This is a genomic window from Luteimonas sp. KH_071 (assembly GCF_057838005.1).
Genome location: NZ_CM174458.1, coordinates 851,325 through 873,296 on the forward strand (window position 1 = coordinate 851,325; position 21,972 = coordinate 873,296).

Here is a 21,972-nt window from a genome sequence, read left to right on the forward strand (position 1 = left end):
GATCGCTCGGTTTGCCTGCCCGCGGGCACACCGCGGACAATGGGCGGCTGACGCACCCGCGTTCTCCTTCCGGATACAGCGAGCCCAGCGCCATGACCGTCGTCCGCATGACCGACCTCGATCTTTCGGGCAAGCGCGTGCTGATCCGGCAGGGCGAGCCGGTCTGAGCGGACTGCCGTCAGGCAGATCGCGCGGCGGGCAGGTGGCTGCGACTGCAGTCATGTCACGCCGTGGAAGGCATGGCGCACATCATTCCCATCATTCAAGAGAGTCCAGACCCATGACCATTGTCCGCATGACCGACCTCGACCTCTCCGGCAAGCGCGTGCTGATCCGGCAGGACCTCAATGTGCCCGTCGACGGCGGCAAGGTCACCTCCGACCAGCGCATCACCGCGTCGCTGCCGACGCTTCGCTACGCGCTGGAGAAGGGCGCGGCGGTCATGGTGACCTCGCATCTCGGCCGTCCGAAGGAAGGCAGCTGGAGCGAGGCCGATTCGCTGGCGCCGGTCGCCGCGCGCCTGTCCGAACTGCTCGGCATCGAGGTGCCGCTGGTGCGTGACTGGGTCGATGGTGTCGAGGTCGCGCCGGGCCAGCTGGTGCTGCTCGAAAACTGCCGCATGAACGTCGGCGAGAAGGACGACGATGAAGCGCTGTCGAAGAAATACGCCGCGCTGTGCGACGTGTTCGTCATGGACGCCTTCGGCACCGCGCACCGCGCGCAGGCGTCGACGCACGGCGTGATCCGCTTCGCGAAAACCGCCGCCGGTGGCCCGCTGCTGATGGCCGAACTCGATGCGCTGGCCAAGGCACTCGACGCGCCGGCGCGACCGCTGCTGGCGATCGTCGCCGGCAGCAAGGTCTCGACCAAGCTCGAACTGCTGTCGTCGCTGGTCGGCAAGGTCGACCAGCTGATCGTCGGCGGCGGCATCGCCAACACCTTCATCGCAGCCCTCGGGCATGGCGTCGGCAAGTCGCTGGTCGAGACCGACCTGCTCGACACCGCGAAGCAGATCATGGCCGACGCCACGGCGCGCGGTGCCGAGATCCCGGTGCCGACCGACGTCGTCGTCGCGCCCGCGTTCGCGGCCGATGCGCCGGCGACGGTGAAGGCAGTGGATGCGGTGGGTGCCGACGACATGATCCTCGACATCGGCCCGGACACCGCGAAGCGCTACGCCGCGATGATCGCCGATGCCGGCACCGTGGTCTGGAACGGTCCGGTCGGCGTGTTCGAGTTCGATGCGTTCGGCAAGGGCACCGAAGCGATGGCGCGCGCGATCGCTTCGTCGAAGGCGTTTTCGATCGCCGGCGGCGGCGATACGCTGGCCGCGGTCGACAAGTACGGCATCGCCGGCGACGTGTCCTACATCTCCACCGGCGGCGGCGCGTTCCTCGAATTCCTCGAAGGCAAGACGCTGCCGGCGGTCGCCGCGCTCGACGCCCGCGGCGCGTGACGCAGGCGCTGTTCTTCGATCTCGACGGCACGCTGATCGATTCGGCGCCGGGCATCCTCGGCGGTATCGCATACACGCTCGAGACGCTGGGGCACCCGCCACTGTCGCGCGAGACGCTGCTGCCGTGGATCGGCCCACCATTGCGCGACAGCTACGAGGCGCTGTTCGACGGCGACCGCGCGCGCGCCGAGCAGGCGGTCGCGCTGTATCGCGAACGCTATGACGCAAGGGGCTGGCGCGAGCATTCGGTCTACGCTGACATTCCTGAAACGCTCGCCACGCTGCAGGCCGCCGGTCACCGGCTGGCCGTCGTTACCTCGAAGAACGAAGGCTTTGCGCGGCGCATCCTCGATGCGCTGCCGTTCGGCGCAGCGTTCGAGACCGTGGTCGGAGCCAGCAACGATGGCACGCGGCTCTACAAGCGCGAACTGATCGCCGAAGCGCTGTCGCGGCTTGCGCTGACTGCAGCGGACGCGACGATGATCGGCGACCGCCGTTACGACATGGAAGGCGCGCGCCAGCACGGCATGCGCGGCATCGGCGTGTTGTGGGGCTTCGGCGCTGCAGATGAACTGCGCGCTGCGGGCGCGGATGTCGTCGTCGATTCGCCGGCTGCCCTTGTGGCCGCTCTGGCCTGAGCGAAAGCGCCGTGCACGGGCCGCGTTCAATGCGAGCCCGGCGCCGCAGACGTCGGTTACAATGCTTGATTCAACGCTCCGCCCACCTGTGATCACCGTCTCGGTCAAGGGTGGCGTGACGGCGATCGGCCACGTACGTGAAGACAGCCGCGGAGACACGCATTCGCTGGGGTCTCGGTACTCCCGCCTGTTCGGCGCCGGCATCGCCGGTGCGAACGGATTCCCCGGCGCCGGAATGTATGACGACGATGCCGGTGTGCTGGTCGTCGAGGTGACGCTCGGCTGCGTGCCGAACCAGGCCTGGGACGAAGCGACCGACAACGTGGTGGTCCGCGCCGGCTGCGGAGTTTCGCAGTAAGCTTCAGTCACGGCGCACCGTGCACTGGTGCGCCGTTTCCATGTTGCCGTGCAACGTGCGGCTGACCACCGGTGGACATTAGACTGGGCGCCATGACCACGACCGACCTGCTTCCTGTTCCGGCGCATCGTCGCCGCACCCGTATTCTCGCCACGCTGGGCCCCGCGACCGACGCGCCCGGGGTCCTCGATGCGCTCATCGCCGCAGGCGTCAACGCGGTGCGCCTGAATTTCTCTCACGGCGATCCCGACTCCCAGCGCGTGCGTGCGGAGGCGGTGCGCGCCGCGGCCGATCGCGCTGGCGTCGAGATCGGCATCCTCGCCGACTTGCCAGGCCCGAAGATCCGCATCGAGAAATTCGCCGACGGCAAAGTCCAGCTGCGTGCCGGCGCGCGCTTCGATCTGGTCGCCGATCCCGCGGCGCCCCCGGGCACCGTCGATGAGGTCGGGGTCAGCTATCTCGGCTTGCCGGGCGATGTCGAAGCAGGTGATGTGCTGCTGCTCGACGACGGCCTGATGCAGCTGCAGGTGACCGCCGTCGAAGGCGCGCGCATCGTCACCACCGTGCTCAACGACGGCGTGCTGTCGAACCGCAAGGGGCTCAACAAGCAGGGCGGCGGCCTGTCGCTGGGCGCGCTGACCGATCACGACCGTCAGCTGATCAAGGTCGCTGCCGACATCGGCGTCGACTTCATCGCGGTGTCGTTCTGCCGCAATGCCGCCGACATGGAAGAAGCGCGTTCGATCGCGCGTTCGCATGGCTGCGATGCTGCGCTGGTGTCGAAGATCGAGCGCACCGAGGCGATCGACAACCTGGCCGAGATCATCGACGCCAGCGACGTGGTGATGGTCGCGCGCGGCGACCTGGGCGTGGAGATCGGCGATGCCGAACTGCCGGGCCTGCAGAAGAAGATCATCCGCGAGTCGCTGGCACGCAACAAAGTGGTGATCACCGCGACGCAGATGCTGCAGTCGATGGTCGAAAGCCCGATGCCGACGCGCGCCGAAGTGCTGGACGTCGCCAACTCGGTCATCGACGGTACCGATGCGGTGATGCTGTCGGCCGAGACCGCGGCCGGCGCGTATCCGGTGCGCGCGGTCGAAGCCATGGCGCGCATCTGCGTCGGCGCCGAACGCCAGTTCGCCCACGACACCGATTTCGAGAAGGCGCAGCGCAATCTGGAGCGCGCCGACCATGCGATCGCGATGGCCGCGATGTTCCTGTCCGAGCATGTGGGCGTCGGCGCGATCGTCGCGATGACCGAATCCGGCGGCACCGCGCGCTACCTGTCGCGCTTCCGCGGCGGCGCGTCGATCTACGCCTTCGCCCGCCATGACGGCGCGCGCCGGCGCATGTCGCTGATGCGTGACGTGTTCCCGTTCAACTACGACAGCCGCGGCCAGACTCCGCGCGAAGCCGCGCGCGGCAGCGTGCGCCTGCTGGTCGAAGCCGGCCTGCTCGGCCCCGGCCAGCGCGTCGTGTTCACCAGCGGCGAGCACATGGAAACCCATGGCGCCACCAACACGCTGCGCCTGCTGCAGGTCGGCGTCGACGGCCGCGCCGAGGGGCTGGGCGAGCTGTAAGGCCCGGCCCGCGTCCGCCCGCGGGGGTGCGGGCGGACGCGGACGCTGTCTCCAGAGGCCCGGCCGATGCGCCGGGCTATAATCGCGGCCCTTTCCCGTCGCGATCCCGGAACCCCGTCATGAGCATCGAACAGCTTGCCGAAACCGCCCTGGCCATGGTGGCGAAGGGCAAGGGCATCATCGCGATCGACGAGTCGACGGGCACGATCGGCAAGCGCTTCGAACAGGTCGGCATTCCGAACAACGAAGAGAACCGCCGCGCCTATCGCGAGCTGCTGCTGACCACGCCGAAGCTGTCGGAGCACATCAGTGGCGCGATCCTGTTCGACGAGACCCTGCGCCAGTCGACCAAGGCCGGCGTGCCGTTCGCGAAGTACCTGACGCAGCAGGGCATCATCCCGGGCATCAAGGTCGACAAGGGCACGCACGCGCTGGCCGGCTTCCCCGGCGAACTGGTGACCGAAGGACTCGACGGCCTGCGTTCGCGGCTCGAGGAGTACTACAAGCTCGGCGCGCGCTTCGCCAAGTGGCGGGCGGTGATCACGATCGGTGAGGACATGCCGTCGGGGACCTGCATCGACGTCAACGCCCACGCGCTCGCACGCTACGCCGCGCTGTGCCAGGAGCAGGGTCTGGTGCCGATGGTCGAGCCGGAGGTGCTGCTCGATGGCGATCACGACATCCAGACCGCGTACGAAGTCACCGAAGTGGTACTGCGCGGCCTGTTCGACGCGCTCTACAGCCAGAACGTCATGCTCGAGGGCACGATCCTCAAGGCGTCGATGGTGCTGCCGGGCAAGGACTGCGACGAAGAGGCGGATGTCGAGGAAGTCGCCGAAGCGACGTTGATGTGCCTCAAGTCGTCGGTGCCGGCGATCCTGCCGGGCATCGTGTTCCTGTCGGGCGGCCAGTCGGACGAACTCGCGACCGCGCATCTCGATGCGATGAACCGTCTCGGCCCGAATCCGTGGCCGCTGTCGTTCTCCTACGGCCGCGCGATGCAGCAGGCCGCGCTGAAGCTGTGGTCGCAGGACCTGAGTGGCAACGTGCGGAAAGCGCAGGACACCGTCTATGCGCGCGCACGCGACAACGGTCTGGCGGCGCAGGGCAAGTTCAACGGCTGATCACGACACTCGATTTTGTCTGGAAACGCCGGCCTCGTGCCGGCGTTTTCGTGTGCGGCGCTCAATCCGCGAGTGCGGCCTCGTAACGCTTCAGCATCGCAGCGTCGTGGCAACAGAACAGCACCGATGTCGGCAATGCGCCGGTCCACGCGCGCACGGTGTCGACCGCGATCGCGACCGCTTCATCGGGTGGATATCCGTAGACGCCGCAACTGATCGCCGGAAATGCGATGCGTGCGAAACCGTGTTCGACAGCGAGTGCGAGGCTGTTGCGATAGCAGGCCGCGAGCGCTTCGGATTCGCCCGCGTTGCCACCGCGCCAGACCGGTCCGACGGTGTGGATCACCGAGTGCGCCGGCAATGCGAAGCCCGGTGTGATCCGCGCTTCGCCGGTCGGGCATCGCACGCCTGGACGCAACTGGGGCAACGCCAAGCACGCCTGTAGCAAGGCGGGCCCGGCTGCGCGGTGGATCGCCCCATCGACCCCGCCGCCCCCGAGCAGGGTTTCGTTCGCGGCATTGACGATCGCATCGGCTTCGACGCGGGTGAGGTCGGCCTGACGGGCTTCGAGAATCGGCATGCGAACAGGCTCGACTTGGCGGCGTGGAGAGCGGGTGAGTCCTGCTGGCGAGGTGGCCGATTAGGCTGGTCCGGCATTTTTCGAGCGTCGAGGTCATCGATGAGCGTCGTTTCCCAATCCACACGGCTGCATGTCCCGCTCGCGGTGCACGACGCGCTGCGACGCGGCACCGCCATCGAGGCGATCAAGCATCTGCGCGATGCCAATCCCGGCCTGACACTCGCGGATGCACGCGATGCGGTCCAGCGCCTTGCGGAGAATCCGTCCGGCGCACTGGACGCCGATGATCCATTCCGGCCTGCAGGCGGCGGCGCTCCGCAAGCGAGCGGTACGCTGCCGAGCGAGGTGGCCGCGAAGCTCGCGACCGGCAACGCCGTCGACGCCGCGAAACGGCTGCGTGACGTCAAACCGGGACTCAGCGAAGAAGCGTCGCGCGACGCGATCGCGAAACATGGCTCGCCGCTGATGCGCGAGGCACGTCAGGAGACCGTCGTGCGCGGTGACAGCGGCGAGTTCGGCTGGCTGGGCTGGGTGATCGCGCTGGTGGTCGTCGGCGGCGGCCTGGCGATCTGGCTGGGTTGAGCGCTCGGCCCGCACCACCGGCAGCCTGCAGAAGCACGCGCGCGTGCGATGGGCTTGACCGGCAGTCGCCATCGCGCACGAGCGCTTCTACACCAGACCCGTGTTGGAACTCAGCCGGTCACGGCAGACCGGCCAGCCATTCGTCGTCGGAGCCCTCGTTGATGTCGGCGAACAGGGGCGTGGAGAAATAACGCTCGCCGGTATCGGGCAGCATCGTCAGGATCACCGCACCGTCGGCAGCGGTCTTCGCGACCTCGAGCGCGGCGGCGAGCGTGCCGCCGGCCGAGATGCCGACGAAGATGCCTTCCTCGGCGGCGAGTCGACGCGCGGTGTCGATCGAGTCGGCATCGTCGATCGACAGCACCCGGTGCGCGACATTGCGATTGAGCACGCCCGGCACGAAGTCGGGCGTCCAGCCCTGCACCTTGTGCGGCGCCCACTCCTTGCCCTGCAACAGTGCGGCACCCGCCGGTTCGCAGGTCACGATCTCCACCTCGGGCCGCGCGACCCGCAGCACCTCGCCGACGCCGGTGAGCGTGCCGCCCGTGCCCCAGCCGGTGACGAAGTGGTCGAGCCGTCGCCCGGCGAAATCACGCAGGATCTCGGCGGCCGTGGTCTGCCGGTGATAGGCGGGATTGGCGGGATTCTCGAACTGGCTGGCCCAGAACCAGCCGTGCTCTTCGGCCAGTTCCTTGGCCCGGCGCACCATGCCGCTGCCACGCTCGGCGGCGGGGGTCAGGATCACCTTGGCGCCGTAGGCGCGCATCAGCTTGCGGCGTTCGATCGAGAAGGTTTCGACCATCGTGGCGACGAACTTGTAACCGCGCGCCGCGCACACCATCGCCAGTGCCACGCCGGTATTGCCCGAAGTCGCTTCGACGACCGTATCGCCAGGCTTGAGCAGGCCGCGCCGTTCGGCGTCGAGGATGATCGCCAGCGCGAGGCGGTCCTTGACCGAGCCGCCGGGATTGAACGACTCGACCTTGGCGTAGATTTCCACGTTGGCCGGTGCGAGCCGGTGCAGGCGCACGACGGGCGTGCTGCCGATGGTGTCGAGGATGCTGTCGTACAGGGCCATGGGGGAACCCTTGCGAAGGCGCGGAGCGCGGGACTCCACATTGGGCCAAAACGCGTGAGGGTGCCAGCGGTTGACACGATTCGCGCACGAATACGACCCACTGATGGCATGGGTCGGCCTCACAGGTCAGCGGGTACTATCGGGCGGTTTTTCGGCCCCCTTTTCCAGGCGCTCCCTGTTCATGCATTTGCTCCCTTATATCCCGTCGCGCCCTCGCTTCGCCCTGCCGGTCCTCGCCTGCGCCCTGCTGCTCGCGGGCTGCGGCGGCGCGGCGCAACCCTCTGCGGCCGGGCCTGGAGCTGGCGGCGCTGCCGTGCCGGTGACCACTGCGCAGGTGCAGCCGCGCGAATGGAACGATTCCATCGCCGCGCTCGGCACCGTGAATGCACGCGAGTCGGTCACCGTCACCGCCAAGGTGAGTGAAACGGTGGAGCGCGTGCATTTCGACAGCGGCGATCGGGTCTCGGCGGGCGACGTGCTGGTCACACTGTCGGGCAATCAGCAGCAGGCGGCGCTGCGCGCTGCCGAGGCCGCGGCAACCGAAGCCGAGCAGCAGTACGTCCGCGGCAACGAACTGGTCGGCCAGCAGCTGATCGCCCGGGCGTCCATCGATACCCTGCGCGCGACCCGCGACAGCGCACGCGCCAACGTGGCCGAAATGCGCGCCGACATCGGCGACCGCACCATCCGTGCGCCGTTCGCGGGTGTGCTCGGGCTGCGCCAGGTCAGTCCCGGTGCGCTGGTCACACCGGGCACCGCGATTGCGACGCTCGACGACATCTCCACCGTGTATGTCGATTTTCCGGTACCCGAAGCGCGTCTGGCCCTGATCGAAGCGGGGCAGCGGGTGTTCGGCAGCAGCGCCGCCTACCCGGGGCAGATCGTGGAAGGTGTGGTGCAGATCGTGGATTCGCGGGTCGACCCCAACACGCGCGCCGTCGCGGTGCGTGCCGCGTTCGACAACCCCGACGACCGTCTGCGGCCCGGCATGCTGATCCAGGTGCGCCTGGAGCAGCGTCAGCGCCAGGCATTGATGGTGCCGGAGATCGCGGTGATCCAGGTCGGCCGGGACACCTTCGTCTACCGCGTGCGCGAAGACGAGACCGTGGAACAGGCGCCGGTCACGCTCGGCGTGCGCGGGCAGGGACTGGCGGAGATCGTCGAGGGCGTCGAGCCGGGTACCCGGATCGTCGTCGACGGCACCGGCAAGCTGCGGCCGGGCATGAAGATCGTCGAGGGCACCGTGCAGGAAGCGAAATCCCAGGCCGCGGAAGCGCCGGCCGCGGCCGAGGGTGATACCCCATGAAGATGTCCGATGTCGCCATCAAGCGGCCGGTGTTCGCGGTCGTCATCAGCCTGCTGCTGGTGGTGCTCGGCATCATGTCCTTCAGTCGCCTGACACTGCGCGAGCTGCCCAACATCGACCCGCCGATCGTCTCGGTCGACGTGTCCTATGCCGGCGCGTCCGCCGCGGTCGTGGAAACCCGCATCACCCAGATCCTCGAGGATGCGCTGGCCGGCATCGAGGGCATCCGCACGATCGAATCGCGCAGCCGCAACGGGCGCGCCGATGTGACCATCGAGTTCAACCTGACCCGCGACATCGAGGCCGCGGCCAACGACGTGCGCGATGCGATCAGCCGGGTGAGCGACCGGTTGCCGATCGAGGCCGACGCGCCGGAGATCTCCAAGGTCGAAGCCGACGCCGACGCGATCATGTGGCTCAACCTGCGCTCGAGCACGATGAACACGCTCGAGCTGACCGACTACACCGACCGCTATGTGCTCGACCGGCTGTCCTCGCTCGACGGCGTGGCGCGCGTGCAGCTCAGCGGCAGCCAGCGCTACGCGATGCGGATCTGGCTCGACCGCGACGCGATGACCGCGCGCGATGTCGCCGCGTCCGATGTCGAGGCCGCGCTGCGCAACGAGAATGTCGAACTGCCGGCCGGCAATATCGAATCGGAAACCCGCGATTTCACCCTGCGCGTGGAGCGTGGCTATCGCGAGCCGTCGCAGTTCGCGCAGATCCCGATCCGCCGCGGCGACGACGGTTACGTCGTGCGCATGGGCGATGTGGCCCGGATCGAACTCGGCTCCGCCGAGCGCCGCTCCTACATGCGCAGCAACTCGGTGCCCAACGTCGGTCTCGGCATCGTGCGCACGTCGACCGCCAACGCGCTCGACGTGGCACGCGCCGCGCGCGAAGAGGCCGAGCGGATCCAGGCGACCCTACCCGAAGGCACGGAGATCTTCGTCGCCGCCGACAACACGGTCTTCATCGATTCGGCGATCACCCGCGTCTACTGGACGCTGTTCGAGGCGATGGCGCTGGTGTTCGTGGTGATCTGGCTGTTTCTGGGCAGCCTGCGCGCCGCGATCATTCCCGCCGTCACCGCGCCGGTCTGCCTGATCGCCGCGTTCACCGCGCTGTACATGTTCGGCTTCTCGATCAATCTGCTCACTTTGCTGGCTCTGGTGTTGTGTATCGGCCTGGTCGTCGACGACGCGATCATCGTGCTGGAGAACGTGCAGCGGCGTGCCGACCTCGGCGAACCGCCCCTGGTCGCGGCACGACGCGGCACCGCGCAGGTCGCATTCGCGGTCATCGCCACGACCGCGGTGCTGGTCGCGGTGTTCCTGCCGGTCGGTTTCATGGAAGGCAATTCCGGACGCCTGTTCCGCGAACTGTCGGTCACGCTCGCCGGCGCCGTGGCGCTGTCGGCGTTCATCGCGCTGACGCTGACGCCGATGATGTGTTCGAAACTGGTGCGGCGCCACGAGACGCCGCGCGGTTTCAACAAATGGATGGGCCGCCAGCTCGACCGCCTGAGCAGCAGCTACGGCGGCCGCGTATCGGCGCTGGTCGGCATGCGCAGCGGCAAACTGATCCTGGCGATGCTGCTGGCGATGGCTGCCTGCGTCGTCGTGGCGCTGCTGCTGTTCTGGCGCGTGCCCAGCGAACTGTCGCCAGCCGAGGACCGGGGCCGCTTCTTCGTGTCGGTCGACGGTCCGGAAGGTGCGGGCTTCGACTACACCGTCGGCCAGATGCAGCAGGTCGAGGCGATCTTCGCGCCGCTGGTCGGCAACGGCCAGCCGATCGAGCGCGCCAATTCGCGCGTGCCGCGCGGCTGGGGTGGCAGCGAGGAGATGCACAACGGCCAGGTCATCGTGTTCCTGCAGGACTGGCGCGACCGCGAGGTGCCGACGACCGAAGTGGTCGAGGATCTGCGCTCGAAGTTTGCCGAACTGCCTGGTGTGCAGGTGCGCGCGAACGTACCGGGCGGCCTGATCAGCAGCCGCGGCCAGCGTTACCAGCTGGTGCTCGGCGGACCCGATTACGCGGAAATCGCGATCTGGCGCGATCGCATGCTCGCGCGCATGCGCGACAACCCGGGCATCCAGGATCCGGACTCCGACTACAAGGAGACCCGTCCGCAGATGCGCGTCGACATCGACCGCGCGCGCGCGTCCGATCTGGGCGTCTCGGTGCAGGAGATCGGCCGCACGCTCGAGACGATGATGGGCTCGCGCCAGGTCACGACCTTCGTCGACAACGGCGAGGAATACGACGTGCTGCTGCAGGCGGATCGCGAGCGGCGGATGACGCCATCCGACCTCTCTGATACGTTCGTACGCGGCCGCGACGGTGCGTTGGTACCGCTGTCGAACCTGGTCACGCTGAGCGAGATCGCCGAACCCGGCAGCTTCAACCGCTTCAACCGACTGCGTGCGATCACCATCAGCGCAGGCCTCGCGCCGGGCTACACGATGGGCGAGGCCATCGAATGGACCCGCGAGGTCGCGGCCGAAGAGCTGCCCGACTATGCGCAGGTCGACTGGAAGGGCGAGAGCCGCGAGTTCCAGGAAGCCGGCGGCGCGGTGCTGCTGACGTTCGCGATGGCGCTGCTGATCGTGTACCTGGTGCTGGCAGCGCAGTTCGAGAGCTTCATCCATCCGCTGTCGATCATGTTGACAGTGCCGCTGGCAGTGCTCGGCGCGCTGATCGGCTTGTGGGCCACAGGCGGCACGCTGAATCTCTTCAGTCAGATCGGCATCGTGATGTTGATCGGCCTGGCGGCGAAGAACGGCATCCTGATCGTCGAGTTCGCCAACCAGCTGCGCGACGACGGACGCAACGTGCGCGACGCGATCACCGAGGCGGCGTCGGTGCGTCTGCGCCCGATCCTGATGACCGCGGCGGCGACGATCGTCGGCGCGGTGCCGCTGGTGGTCGCCGGTGGGCCGGGGTCGGCCAGTCGCGCGACGATCGGTGTGGTGATCATCTTCGGCGTCGCGTTCTCGACGCTGCTGTCGCTGTTCGTCGTGCCTGCGTTCTACGCGCTGCTGGCGCCGTTCACGCGTTCGCCCGAAGCGCTGGCGCACGAACTCGAGCGCCTGGAAGCGGAGACGCCCGCGGTCAGCGGCCATGCCTGATGCCGCGCGCTGGGATGCGGTGCGCCTCGACGGCGCGGGCTTCGTGCTCCGCCGCTGGCGCGCCGACGATCTCGACGCGCTGCTGCGTCATGCCGATGATCCGGCGGTCGTGCGCGGGCTGAGTCATCGGTTCCCGACGCCGTACACGCGCGCCGACGGCGAGGCGTTTCTCGCCGGGCGGGTCGTGGACTTCAATGATCCGGTGTTCGCGATCGAGGTGGATGGCGTCGCCTGCGGTGGCATCGGTGCGCGGGCCGGTGTCGGTGAGCGCGCGCAGTCCGCGGAGCTCGGCTACTGGCTCGGCCAGGCGCATTGGGGACGCGGCCTGATGACGCGCGCCGTGGGGCTCTACACCGCCTGGGTCTTCGAAGCGCTGCGCCTGCATCGATTGCAGGCGACGGTGCTGGACTTCAACGCAGGTTCGGCGCGCGTACTGGACAAGAACGGCTTCCTTGAGGAGGGCCGCATGCGCCGCGCGGTGATCAAGGACGGTCGACTGTTTGATCTGCGGTTGTTCGCCCGGACGCGCGCACTCGATTGATCGTGTTTCGTGTTTGCGCGCGATTGATGGAGAATCGAACGGTCCCGCTGCTGCGCGGGTTCGCCTTCAACCCGGGGAGCGCCGCATGGAACAGATCGTCAACACCCTCAACAGCGTGATCTGGAGCCCGCCGCTGATCTGGCTGTGTCTGGGTGCCGGCCTGTATTTCTCGGTGCGCACGCGCTTCGTGCAGGTGCGCCAGGTCGGCGAGATGGTGCGTCTGATGCTGGCCGGCGGCAAATCGGAGGCCGGCGTGTCCTCGTTCCAGGCGCTGGCGATGTCGCTGTCGGGGCGCGTGGGCATCGGCAACATCGCCGGCGTCGCCACGGCGATCGCCTTCGGCGGTCCGGGCGCGGTGTTCTGGATGTGGGTCGTGGCGTTCCTCGGCGCGTCGACGGCCTACGTCGAATCGACCCTGGCCCAGATCTACAAGGAAAAGGACGACAGCGGGCGTTACCGCGGTGGTCCGGCGTACTACATCGAAAAGGCGATGGGCCAGCGCTGGTACGCATGGCTGTTCGCGATCGTGACCATCGTCGCCACCGGCTTCCTGCTGCCCGGTGTGCAGGCCAACGGAATCGCCGCGGCGGCGCAGAATGCGTGGGGCCTTCCGCCTGCCGTGACGGCGGCGATTGTGGTGGTCGGACTGGGCTTCATCATCTTCGGTGGCGTCAAGCGCATCGCGCGCTTCGCCGAGATCGTCGTACCGTTCATGGCGCTGGCCTACATCCTGGTCGCGCTGGTGATCCTGTTTCTCAACGTCTCGGCGGTGCCGGAGATGTTCGGGTTGATCCTGCGCAGCGCCTTCGGGCTCGAAGCCGGCATGGGCGCGGTGCTCGGCCTCGCGATCGAGTGGGGCGTCAAGCGCGGCATCTATTCCAATGAAGCGGGTCAGGGCACCGGGCCGCACCACGCGGCGGCGGCGGAAGTGTCGCATCCGGCCAAACAGGGTCTGGTGCAGGCGTTCTCGGTCTACGTCGACACCCTGCTGGTGTGTTCGGCGACCGCTTTCATGATCCTCTCGACCGGCATGTACAACGTCATCGCGCCGGGCGGCGGCATGCTCTTCGAGGCGCTGCCCGGCATTGCGGTCGGCCCGGGCTATGCGCAGGCGGCCGTGGAATCGGTGCTGCCGGGCTACGGCGCCGGCTTCGTCGCACTGGCGCTGTTCTTCTTCGCGTTCACGACGATCATCGCCTACTACTACATGGCCGAAACCAACATCGCCTATCTCAACCGGCGCATGCACCGGCCGTGGATGGTGTTCGCGCTGCGCATCGCGATCCTCGCCGCGGTGACGTTCGGTTGCATGCGCACGGCGGAGATGGCGTGGACGCTGGGCGACATCGGCGTCGGCCTGATGGCCTGGCTCAACATCGTCGCGATCCTGATTCTGCAGAAGCCGGCGCTGCTCGCGCTGCGCGATTACGAAGCCCAGCAGAAGCAGGGCCTCGACCCCACATTCGATCCAGACCGGCTCGGCATCCGCAACGCCGACCTCTGGCGCAAGGACCCCTGATATGACGAAGTCCCCCTGGTCCGGCGGCAGCCGCGACACGCCCCGTACGCCGGCGCCCGCGCCTGGCCGTGACAGCCCGTGGGGCGCGCGCTCGCGTCCTGCGACGCCCGCACCGCCACCGCCGCGCGCTGCTGCGCCGCGGCCCGATACGCGCGTGGACGAGGCGGAGGTCGGCGAGACCGAAGACCGCCGCGAGATGCGGCTCTACGGTCGCAACGCGATCGAGGCCGTGTTCGCGCGTCGTCCCGAGGCGATCCGCAAGCTGTACCTGCTCGAGGCCCGCATTCCACAGCTGCAGCCGCTGCTGAAGTGGTGCGCGGCGAACCGCGTCGGCTATCGCGTCGTCGCCGAAGACGATCTGCGCAAGCTCGCCGCCAGCTCCCACCACGAAGGTGTGGTCGCCGACGTGCTGCGGGAAGCACCGCAGTCGCTGGGCAACTGGCTGCAGACGCTGCCGGCGGGTCCGTTCTGTGCGCTGTGGCTCGATGGGGTGGGCAACCCGCACAACCTGGGCGCGATCCTGCGTTCGGCCGCGCACTTCGGTGCCGGTGCGATCCTGCTGCCCAAGACCTCGCCGCTGGCGCTCTCTGGCGCCGCTGCGCGCGTGGCGGAAGGTGGCGCCGAATCGGTCCCCTTCGTGCGTCTGGGCCGTGACGACAACGCAATCGCCCAGCTGCGCAGCGTCGGCTTCTCGCTCGCGGCGACCGTCGTACGCAGCGGCGACAGCGTGTTCGCACGTCCGCTCCCCGAGCGGGTCGTGTTCGTGATCGGCTCGGAAGGCGAAGGCATGGATCCCGAGCTCGCCAAGGCCTGCGACCTGCGCCTGGGCATTCCCGGCAGCGGCAAGGTCGAAAGCCTCAACGTCGCATCGGCAACCGCCGTGCTGCTGGCGCAGTGGACGCACAATCGGACATGAGTCAATGGCGTGATCTCGCTTCGTGGCGCGAGGATGCCCCCGTTGCGAGAGCGTCAGACAGCGTCTTGCTGCTGGATGGGCGCCTGCTTCCCGGCGTGTGTGATCTGTGTGGGTCGTCGCGGGGATTCTCGCCCGCAATCGATCCGGCCGACGCCCGGGAGGGGCTTTGTTGCATGACCTGCGGATGCAATGCGCGTCAGCGCGCCGCAGGTGCTCTGCTTGTGCGGCAGTTGGGTGAACACAATCAGCCGCGGATCCATTTGACGGAACAGGCGAGCCGTCTCTATCTCGCCGTGCGGCGGCGGTTTCCGCGAACGACCGGCGCGGAGTTCGTAGGCAGTTGGCGCAAGCGCCTGCGTCTTTCGTTCTGGCTATGGCGACAAGGCCTGTTCGAGATCGTCCAGCACGGCGATATCACTGCATCCGGCCTGGCGGATGGTGCCGTGGATGCCGTGCTCAGCCTCGATGTGCTCGAGCACGTGCCGGACGCGCATTCTGCGTTCTCGGAACTGGCACGCGTCATTCGACCCGGCGGCGTACTCGTGGCGACGATTCCGTTCTACGACGATGCGTTGCAGAGCAGGCAGATCGCGACGCTGTCCACCTCGGGAGAGGTGGAGTTCGTCGGTGCGCCCGAGTATCACGGCGACCCATTGGGGAGCGGCGTCCCCTGTTTTCATCACTTCGGCTGGGGCTTGTTGCAGGACCTGCGTGATGCCGGCTTCAGCGACGCGGCCGCGCATCGCGTCTCCGGTGCCACACGCGGTCTTCCGCACGGCATCTGGGTCATTGTTGCGAATCGCTGACCGCGATTCGTAGCCGCTTCAGTGCTCCGGCGTCGCTTCGGTCTTCGGCGCGCTGCCGAAGCCGCCTTCCGATTCCGCCGCCAGCCACGCGAACACCGCGTAGGCCGCGGTGTTCTGCGCGACGGCGTCGGGATCGACCTTGTCCAGCGTGTCGTTGGCGTTGTGGTGCAGGTCGAAGTAGTCGGTGCCGTCCTGGCCGAGCCAGCCCCAGGCGCCGCCCTTGGCGGCCAGCGGGGAGATATCCGGGCCCGGGCCGCCCTTGTCCTGCAGATAGTCGATGCCGAGCGGGCGCAGCACTTCGGCGATCGCGTCGCTGGTCGCGCGCTGTCCGGCAGGCGCGCTGGTGTTGAAGCCATAGATGCGCCCGGCGCCGAAGTCGCTTTCCGCGCCGACGATGTGCTTGGCGATGACCTCGGGGCCGCCATGTGCCTCGGCGTAGGCGCGCGCGCCGAGCAGGCCCTGTTCCTCGTTCGCGAACGCGACCACGCGCATCGTGCGACGCGGACGCTGCGGCAGCTGCGCGATCAGGTGACCGGCGGCCATCGTGATGCCGATGCCGGAAGCATCGTCGACCGCGCCGGTGCCCAGGTCCCACGAATCCAGATGCCCGGCGATCAGCACGATTTCGTCCGGCGCTTCGCGGCCGGTGAGCTCGCCGATGACGTTCTGCGAGGTGTACTCGCCGTTCCAGCCGACATCCAGCGCCAGGTGCACCTGCACCGGTCCGCGCGTGAGCAGGCGCGCGAGCTGATCGGCATCGGGCAGCGACAGCGCGGCGGACGGAATCGGGGTGACGTCGGCATCGAAACGGGTGATGCCGGTATTGGCGACGCGGTGCGGGCTGGTGCTGATCGAACGCATCAGATAGCCGGCGGCGCCCTTGCGCGCGGCGATCGACGGGCCGCGCCCGCGCACCGGGCCGGCAGCGCCGTAGCCGCTGCCGTCGCGCGAGCGCGCCATCGGCACGTCGACGAAGGCGAGCTTGCCGCGCACTGTCGCGGGATCGGCCGCCTCCAGTGCGGCGATGCTGTCGAAGCGCACCAGTTCGGCAGTGACATCGCCTGCGGGGCTGCCGCCGAGCGCGGTGATCACCAGCGGCTGCGCATGCGCGCCGACGACCGCCGCATGCTCGCTGCGACGCTCCCACTTCGGGAACGTCACCGGCTCGGTCCACACCTTGTCGTAGCCCAGCGCCTCGAAGCGCGCCTTGGCCCAGGCGACGGCGCGCGCATCCGCTTCGCTGCCGGGCAGGCGCGGGCCGATTTCGGTGGTCAGCGATTCGATCAATGCATAGGCGGTGCCGTCCTGCGCGGCACGTTCGCGCAGTTGCGCAGCCTGTTCGAGCGCGGCCGGCGAGAGCGGCGCGGCCTCACGCGATTGCGCGAACGCGGGAGACGCTGCGAGCAGTGCGGTCGACAACAGGGCAATGGCCAGTGGCCTGATGGACGGGACGCGCATACGGACGACTCCAGCAATGAAAAGATGGGCGAAACAGAAACGGGCCGCGGCATTGTCGCGCGCGGCCCGTCGGATTGCGAAAGCGTGATCTGGATCGCAGCGTCAGGGTTGCGGACGCAGGGCGTCGCGGATCTCGCGCAGCAGCTTCACTTCCTCGCTCGGCTCGGCCGGCTTGGCCGGTTCCGGCGCCTCGGCCTGCTTGCGCTTCAGCCGGTTGATGAACTTGACCGCGAGGAAGATCGCGAACGCGACGATGGTGAACTGGATCAGGGTGTTGATGAAGATGCCATATCCGATCGTGACCGCCGGAATCTCCTCGCCGGTAGCCGCATCGAGCGTCGCGGCGCGCAGCGTGATCGCAAGCTCGGTGAAATCGACGTTCCCGATCAGCATCCCGATCGGCGGCATGATGATCTGGTCGACCAGCGCGGTGACGATCTTGCCGAACGAGGCGCCGATGATGACGCCGACCGCGAGGTCGATGACGTTGCCGCGGACCGCGAATTCCTTGAATTCGGACAGAATGCCCATGGATCACTCCTGCACTGGATTGGGAAAACGAACGCGGGCGACTATACCGACGGCGAAGTGATCCGCAGATGCAGTTCGATCACGTCGTCGAGCCTCGCGACGCACTGATCGCCCGGCTGCAGCGCGGCCACGCCGGCAGGCGTGCCCATGAAGACGAGATCGCCGGCGCGCAGTGCGAACAGCTTCGACAGTTCGTGGAGGATTTCGGGCACGTCCCAGATCAGCTGGTCGAGCGTCGACACCTGGCGCCGGGCACCGTTGACCTCGAAGCTGAGCGTGCGTGATTCGAGTGCGCCGATCTGAGCGGCGGGCACCAGTTCGCCGACCGGCGCGGACGCGTCGAAGCCCTTGGCGATGTCCCACGGCAGGCCTTTGGCCTTGGCCGCCGCCTGCAGGTCGCGACGCGTCAGATCGAGGCCGATGCTGTAGCCGAACACCAGTGCCTGCGCATCCTCGACCGCGAGTACGCCCGCTGGCGCGTCCGCGCCGAGCGCGACGACCAGTTCGACTTCGTGATGCAGATCGTGCGTGGCGCTGGGGTAGGGCACCGTATCGCCGGTGACCACCGCATCGGCCGGCTTGGCGAAGAACACCGGTGTGCCGCGCTCGGCCTTCGAGGCCGGCGCCTGCGCGCCCATCTCTTTCGCATGGTCTGCGAAGTTGCGGCCGACGCAGTAGACACGGCGCACCGGAAAACGGCCGCCACCCCGCACCGACAGGCGCACGGGCTCAGGAGCGGGCACGACATCGCGCGCGGGATCGGTCATCGCGGGTCCTCGGCGCTGCAGCGCGCCATCAAGTAGGAGGCAGGCGCGGCGCGCTGGCCGCGTCGGTGGATCAGCGCAGTGCGGCGTGGTCGCGATTGCGGACGACGCGGTACTCGGCATCGACGATGCGCGTGTCGCGACGCGGTGCGGCGGGCCGCGCGAGCAGCCGACGGGCGATGCCGAACAGGATCATCGCAGCGCCGATGAAGACGCCGGCGACGAGCAGCACCGCGAGCATCGCCACGCCGACCAGACCGAGCGCGATGCGCAGCAGGGGGTGACGCGGTTTGCGCGGCGCGAACATCGCGCGCACGCCGGAGGCGTCGAATCGGGCATGGAGATCGCGGAAGAAGGGCTTGGACATGGGTTCCGTCAACGTCGTGACACAATGCGGTCTGTGTGACCGGTGACCAGTATCGGGCCGGGGCCGACTGGAGTTGTAATGTCTTCGTTAAATCCACGTGAGGCGCATGCGCCACTGCTCGCGCTCGACGCCATTGCCGACGGCGGATTCGCTGAAGTGGAAGCGACGCTGGACGGCGATGCCGAGTCGCTGGTGCTGTTCCGCGACGGCACACACGTACGCGCGTGGTTGAACATCTGCCCGCACGCCGGGCGTCGTCTCGATTGGGCACCGGGGCAGTTCCTGCGCGCGAAGACCGGTGAGCTGGTGTGCGCGGCGCACGGTGCGAGTTTCTCGCCGGTCGATGGGATGTGCGTGGCGGGTCCGTGCCGGGGCGAGTCGCTGCGCGCGGTGCCGGTCAGCGTGCTGGACGGGCAGGTCGTGCTGGACTGAGTGCGGCGCGGTGGGCCCGGCTTGTGTCGCCGGCTGGGGACGCGATTGATCCAGATCGGTCAGAACAGCAGATTGACCATCAGCACGATGATTGCCGTGTAGAGCAGCGAGATCGGCAGACCGATCCGCCACAGCTCGCGCGCCTTGTAGCCCGCAGGCCCGATGATCATCGACATCACCGGATTCGACTGGGTCATGAAGTTGTTCGATGCCGAAAGCGCGACGATCAGCGCGAACGCAGTCGGATTGCCGCCCACCGCGAGCGCGAGATTGATCGCCAGCGGCACGACGACGATCGTCGCGCCGACGTGACTGATCACAAGTGAGAACGCAGCGGTCAGCAGCGCCACCGCGATTTCCAGTACCCAGATCGGCAGTCCGCTCGGCAGGCGTTCGATCGTATGCCCGGCGACCCAGGCCGCTGCGCCGCTGGAGTCCATCGCCCAGCCCAGCGGAATCAGGCAGGCCATCAGGAACACGGTCTTCCAGTTGATGGCGCTGTAGGCCTCGTCCATCTTCAGCACGCCGAACACCAGCATGCCGGCGACACCGGCCATCAGCGCGACCGAGGTCGGCACGCGCGAGGACAGCGCGATCAGCATCGTCACCGCGAAGATCGCCATCGCGATCTTGAACTTGTGCGGGCGCTGCTCGCCCTTGGGGTAATCGGTGACGATGATGAAGTCGAGCGACTTCGCGGTCTTCGCCAGGTCCTGCCAGATGCTGTGCAGCACCAGCATGTCGCCGGCGCGCAGCGTCATCGAGCGCACGTTCTCGCGGATCACCTGCTTGTCGCGGTTGATCGCGAGCAGGCGCACCCCGTACTCCTTGCGCAGGTTCAGTTCGCTCGCGGACTTTCCGATGAACTTCGACGTCGGTGGCACCACGGCCTCGGCGATACCGGCGCGGCTGGGATTGAACAGGTCGCCGAAGTTGCGCAGGCGCGTGCTCAGACGCAGGAACTGGTTCTGGGCGAAATCCGCCACCTGCTGGCGCTGGCCCATCGCGCCGATCACGCTGCCCACCCAGATGCGCGCATCGGCCGGCGGCGCGAGCCGGGATTCGTTCTCCGATTTCAGTGCGAGCAGCACCGGCGCATCGTGGATCGACTCGGCCTCGCCGAAGGTCATGCCGACCAGCGGGCTTTCGGCGGTGACCACGAGCTCGTAGACGTCGCCGTCGATGCCGTAGGCGCTGGCGAAATAGGTCTGCGTGCGCGCCGGCGTGACCGTGCCGTCGCTGCCGTCGTCCAGTTCGCGCAGCTGGCGGTTGCCGCGGAAGTGGAAGTAGGCAAGGCCGGCGGCCAGCAGCGCCAGGCCGATCGGCAGCGGCGCGAACATGTTCAGCGATTCCAGCGTCGCCGCGCCCGAAGGCAGGTTGGCGTTGGCAGCGGTCAGCAGGTCGTTGAGCAGGATCAGCGGCGACGAGCCGACCATCGTCAGCGTGCCGCCCATGATGACGGCCACGCAGATCGGCAGCAGCATCTGCGCGAGCCGCAGACCCGAGCGCGACGCCAGTCGCGCGGCGACCGGCATGTACAGGGCCATGACCGACGGGTTCTGCATCACCGAGGAATTGAGGCCGGCGATGCCGGCGGTCAGCATCAGCAGCCGGTCTTCCCGGCCTTTCGCACGCCGCAGCAGCCAGCCTGCGAGGCGGTTCAGTGCGCCCGTGCGGTCCAGGCCCATGCCGAGAATCATCGTGGCGATGACGCTGATCGTCGCGTTCGACGAGAAGCCGTTGAACACGTCCTCCGGCGCGACCAGGCCGGTCAGGCCCAGCATCACCAGCACCACCAGCGCCACGAGATCCGCGCGCACACGCTGGAACACGAACAGCACCATCGTCAGGCCCACGAGGGCCAGAACGATCTTCATGTCGGTGGTGAGCGCGAGCGCGGTGTCCATCAGCGTCGCGGGCCGTCCTGGCAATCGGTGACGCGTGGATCGGAGTGAACGCAGGTCATCGCCCACAGACTGCGCGGCGCCGCGTGCAGCGGATGTCGAACCCGGCGTCCTGGGGCCCGTGTCACGGCACTAGCGTCCGGCGGCGTCTTCGGCGACGCGGTCGTACAGCAGATCCCAGACGCCGTGCCCGAGCTTCTGCCCGCGGGTCTCGAAATGGGTCTGCGGTCGCCACGGCGGTCGCGGCACGTGGCCACGTGGGCCGGCGCGATTGCGCAAGCCCGGTGTCGCGTCGAGCACGTCCCACATCTGTTCGGCGTAATCGGCCCAGTCGGTCGCCAGGTGCAGGCGGCCATCAGCGCTGAGCTTGCGCACCAGCAGCGCGGCGAACTCGGGCTTCACCAGCCGGCGCTTGTTGTGGCGCTTCTTGTGCCAGGGATCCGGGAAATAGATGCGGATCTCGTCGAGCGCGCCGTCGGCGATCTCGTGTTCCAGCACTTCGACCGCGTCGTGGTGATACACACGGACGTTGTCGTTGCCGTCCTCGGCCAGCGCATTGAGCACGCGTCCGACGCCTGGCGCGTGTACTTCGATGCCGATGTGGTCGCGCGCGGGGTCCAGTTGCACCGAGTGCCGCAGCGCAGCCCCGTTGCCGAAGCCGATCTCGACGATGCGCGGCGCGCTGCGGCCGAAGGCGGCGTCGAAATCGCGCGGCGTGCCCTGGTAATCCAGGCCGAACTTCGGCCACGCGTCGTCGAACGCGCGCTGCTGGGCCGGCGTGAACCGGCCCTGGCGCAGCACGAAGCTGCGGATCTCGCGACGGCCCTCGGTCGCCGTGAACGGCTTGGGCGGAGCCTTGGCGCCTTCGCTGGAGAACGGGTTGGTCATCGCGCGTCGA

Annotated in this window: 21 protein-coding genes; 13 read left to right on the top strand and 8 right to left on the bottom strand. The window is 68.1% G+C overall.

Annotated features, from left to right (window positions below):
* Nucleotides 1-280: 280 nt before the first annotated feature.
* The 5 genes from AC3IRM_RS03910 (at nucleotide 281) to AC3IRM_RS03930 (ending at nucleotide 5,159) form a co-directional block, all read left to right on the top strand.
* Nucleotides 281-1,456 (top strand): phosphoglycerate kinase, encoded by a 1,176-nt coding sequence (locus AC3IRM_RS03910; RefSeq protein ID WP_489204952.1) that lies wholly within the window; start codon nucleotides 281-283, stop codon nucleotides 1,454-1,456.
* Entirely contained in the window at nucleotides 1,453-2,094 is a 642-nt protein-coding gene (locus AC3IRM_RS03915) for an HAD hydrolase-like protein (protein ID WP_489204953.1), read from the top strand. Before AC3IRM_RS03910 ends, AC3IRM_RS03915 begins: the two co-directional genes overlap by 4 nt.
* Before the next feature lie 61 nt (nucleotides 2,095-2,155).
* A complete protein-coding gene (locus AC3IRM_RS03920; RefSeq protein WP_489204954.1) occupies nucleotides 2,156-2,452 on the top strand; it encodes a hypothetical protein in 297 nt (98 codons plus the stop codon).
* Nucleotides 2,453-2,544: 92 nt separating this feature from the next.
* Entirely contained in the window at nucleotides 2,545-4,035 is a 1,491-nt protein-coding gene (gene pyk / locus AC3IRM_RS03925) for a pyruvate kinase (RefSeq protein WP_489204955.1), read from the top strand.
* A gap of 119 nt (nucleotides 4,036-4,154) precedes the next feature.
* On the top strand, nucleotides 4,155-5,159 hold the full coding sequence (locus tag AC3IRM_RS03930; protein ID WP_489204956.1) for a class I fructose-bisphosphate aldolase: 1,005 nt from the start codon (nucleotides 4,155-4,157) through the stop codon (nucleotides 5,157-5,159).
* Nucleotides 5,160-5,220: 61 nt separating this feature from the next.
* Here the strand turns inward: AC3IRM_RS03930 and AC3IRM_RS03935 are convergent, their stop codons facing one another.
* On the bottom strand, nucleotides 5,221-5,739 hold the full coding sequence (locus AC3IRM_RS03935; protein ID WP_489204957.1) for an O-acetyl-ADP-ribose deacetylase: 519 nt from the start codon (nucleotides 5,737-5,739) through the stop codon (nucleotides 5,221-5,223).
* 99 nt (nucleotides 5,740-5,838) lie between these two features.
* On the opposite strand from AC3IRM_RS03935, the gene AC3IRM_RS03940 reads away from it, so the two are divergent.
* The gene (locus tag AC3IRM_RS03940) at nucleotides 5,839-6,321 is read left to right on the top strand and encodes a hypothetical protein (protein WP_489204958.1); all 483 of its coding nucleotides are present in this window, start codon (nucleotides 5,839-5,841) and stop codon (nucleotides 6,319-6,321) included.
* Between the two features lie 118 nt (nucleotides 6,322-6,439).
* Here AC3IRM_RS03940 and cysK read toward each other — a convergent pair whose 3' ends face one another.
* Complete coding sequence (gene cysK, locus AC3IRM_RS03945) at nucleotides 6,440-7,399, bottom strand: cysteine synthase A (protein WP_489204959.1); 960 nt, start codon at nucleotides 7,397-7,399, stop codon at nucleotides 6,440-6,442.
* A 181-nt stretch (nucleotides 7,400-7,580) separates the two neighbouring features.
* On the opposite strand from cysK, the gene AC3IRM_RS03950 reads away from it, so the two are divergent.
* The 6 genes from AC3IRM_RS03950 to AC3IRM_RS03975 all read left to right on the top strand — a co-directional run bounded on the left by AC3IRM_RS03950 (nucleotide 7,581) and on the right by AC3IRM_RS03975 (nucleotide 15,618).
* The gene (locus AC3IRM_RS03950) at nucleotides 7,581-8,705 is read left to right on the top strand and encodes an efflux RND transporter periplasmic adaptor subunit (RefSeq protein ID WP_489204960.1); all 1,125 of its coding nucleotides are present in this window, start codon (nucleotides 7,581-7,583) and stop codon (nucleotides 8,703-8,705) included.
* Complete coding sequence (locus AC3IRM_RS03955; RefSeq protein ID WP_489204961.1) at nucleotides 8,702-11,836, top strand: efflux RND transporter permease subunit; 3,135 nt, start codon at nucleotides 8,702-8,704, stop codon at nucleotides 11,834-11,836. Before AC3IRM_RS03950 ends, AC3IRM_RS03955 begins: the two co-directional genes overlap by 4 nt.
* Nucleotides 11,829-12,377 (top strand): GNAT family N-acetyltransferase, encoded by a 549-nt coding sequence (locus AC3IRM_RS03960; RefSeq protein WP_489204962.1) that lies wholly within the window; start codon nucleotides 11,829-11,831, stop codon nucleotides 12,375-12,377. The genes AC3IRM_RS03955 and AC3IRM_RS03960 overlap by 8 nt, the downstream gene beginning before the upstream one ends.
* A gap of 85 nt (nucleotides 12,378-12,462) precedes the next feature.
* A complete protein-coding gene (locus tag AC3IRM_RS03965; protein ID WP_489204963.1) occupies nucleotides 12,463-13,896 on the top strand; it encodes an alanine/glycine:cation symporter family protein in 1,434 nt (477 codons plus the stop codon).
* Nucleotide 13,897: 1 nt separating this feature from the next.
* The gene (locus AC3IRM_RS03970; RefSeq protein ID WP_489204964.1) at nucleotides 13,898-14,812 is read left to right on the top strand and encodes a TrmH family RNA methyltransferase; all 915 of its coding nucleotides are present in this window, start codon (nucleotides 13,898-13,900) and stop codon (nucleotides 14,810-14,812) included.
* A complete protein-coding gene (locus AC3IRM_RS03975; protein ID WP_489204965.1) occupies nucleotides 14,809-15,618 on the top strand; it encodes a class I SAM-dependent methyltransferase in 810 nt (269 codons plus the stop codon). Before AC3IRM_RS03970 ends, AC3IRM_RS03975 begins: the two co-directional genes overlap by 4 nt.
* Before the next feature lie 18 nt (nucleotides 15,619-15,636).
* Here the strand turns inward: AC3IRM_RS03975 and AC3IRM_RS03980 are convergent, their stop codons facing one another.
* From AC3IRM_RS03980 to AC3IRM_RS03995, 4 genes are all read right to left on the bottom strand, one after another.
* Complete coding sequence (locus AC3IRM_RS03980) at nucleotides 15,637-17,061, bottom strand: M28 family peptidase (protein ID WP_489205830.1); 1,425 nt, start codon at nucleotides 17,059-17,061, stop codon at nucleotides 15,637-15,639.
* A 117-nt stretch (nucleotides 17,062-17,178) separates the two neighbouring features.
* Complete coding sequence (gene mscL, locus AC3IRM_RS03985; protein ID WP_489204966.1) at nucleotides 17,179-17,607, bottom strand: large-conductance mechanosensitive channel protein MscL; 429 nt, start codon at nucleotides 17,605-17,607, stop codon at nucleotides 17,179-17,181.
* A 41-nt stretch (nucleotides 17,608-17,648) separates the two neighbouring features.
* The gene (locus AC3IRM_RS03990) at nucleotides 17,649-18,374 is read right to left on the bottom strand and encodes a fumarylacetoacetate hydrolase family protein (protein WP_489204967.1); all 726 of its coding nucleotides are present in this window, start codon (nucleotides 18,372-18,374) and stop codon (nucleotides 17,649-17,651) included.
* Nucleotides 18,375-18,444: 70 nt separating this feature from the next.
* The gene (locus tag AC3IRM_RS03995; RefSeq protein WP_489204968.1) at nucleotides 18,445-18,738 is read right to left on the bottom strand and encodes a hypothetical protein; all 294 of its coding nucleotides are present in this window, start codon (nucleotides 18,736-18,738) and stop codon (nucleotides 18,445-18,447) included.
* A gap of 78 nt (nucleotides 18,739-18,816) precedes the next feature.
* Between AC3IRM_RS03995 and AC3IRM_RS04000 the strand changes: the two genes are divergently transcribed.
* A complete protein-coding gene (locus AC3IRM_RS04000; RefSeq protein ID WP_489204969.1) occupies nucleotides 18,817-19,170 on the top strand; it encodes a Rieske (2Fe-2S) protein in 354 nt (117 codons plus the stop codon).
* Nucleotides 19,171-19,229: 59 nt separating this feature from the next.
* On the opposite strand, the gene AC3IRM_RS04005 is transcribed toward AC3IRM_RS04000, so the two are convergent.
* The gene (locus tag AC3IRM_RS04005) at nucleotides 19,230-21,077 is read right to left on the bottom strand and encodes an SLC13 family permease (protein WP_489204970.1); all 1,848 of its coding nucleotides are present in this window, start codon (nucleotides 21,075-21,077) and stop codon (nucleotides 19,230-19,232) included.
* A 129-nt stretch (nucleotides 21,078-21,206) separates the two neighbouring features.
* Nucleotides 21,207-21,962: a tRNA (guanosine(46)-N7)-methyltransferase TrmB gene (gene trmB / locus AC3IRM_RS04010; protein WP_489204971.1), complete on the bottom strand. Its 756-nt coding sequence runs from the start codon at nucleotides 21,960-21,962 to the stop codon at nucleotides 21,207-21,209.
* Nucleotides 21,963-21,972: the final 10 nt, after the last annotated feature.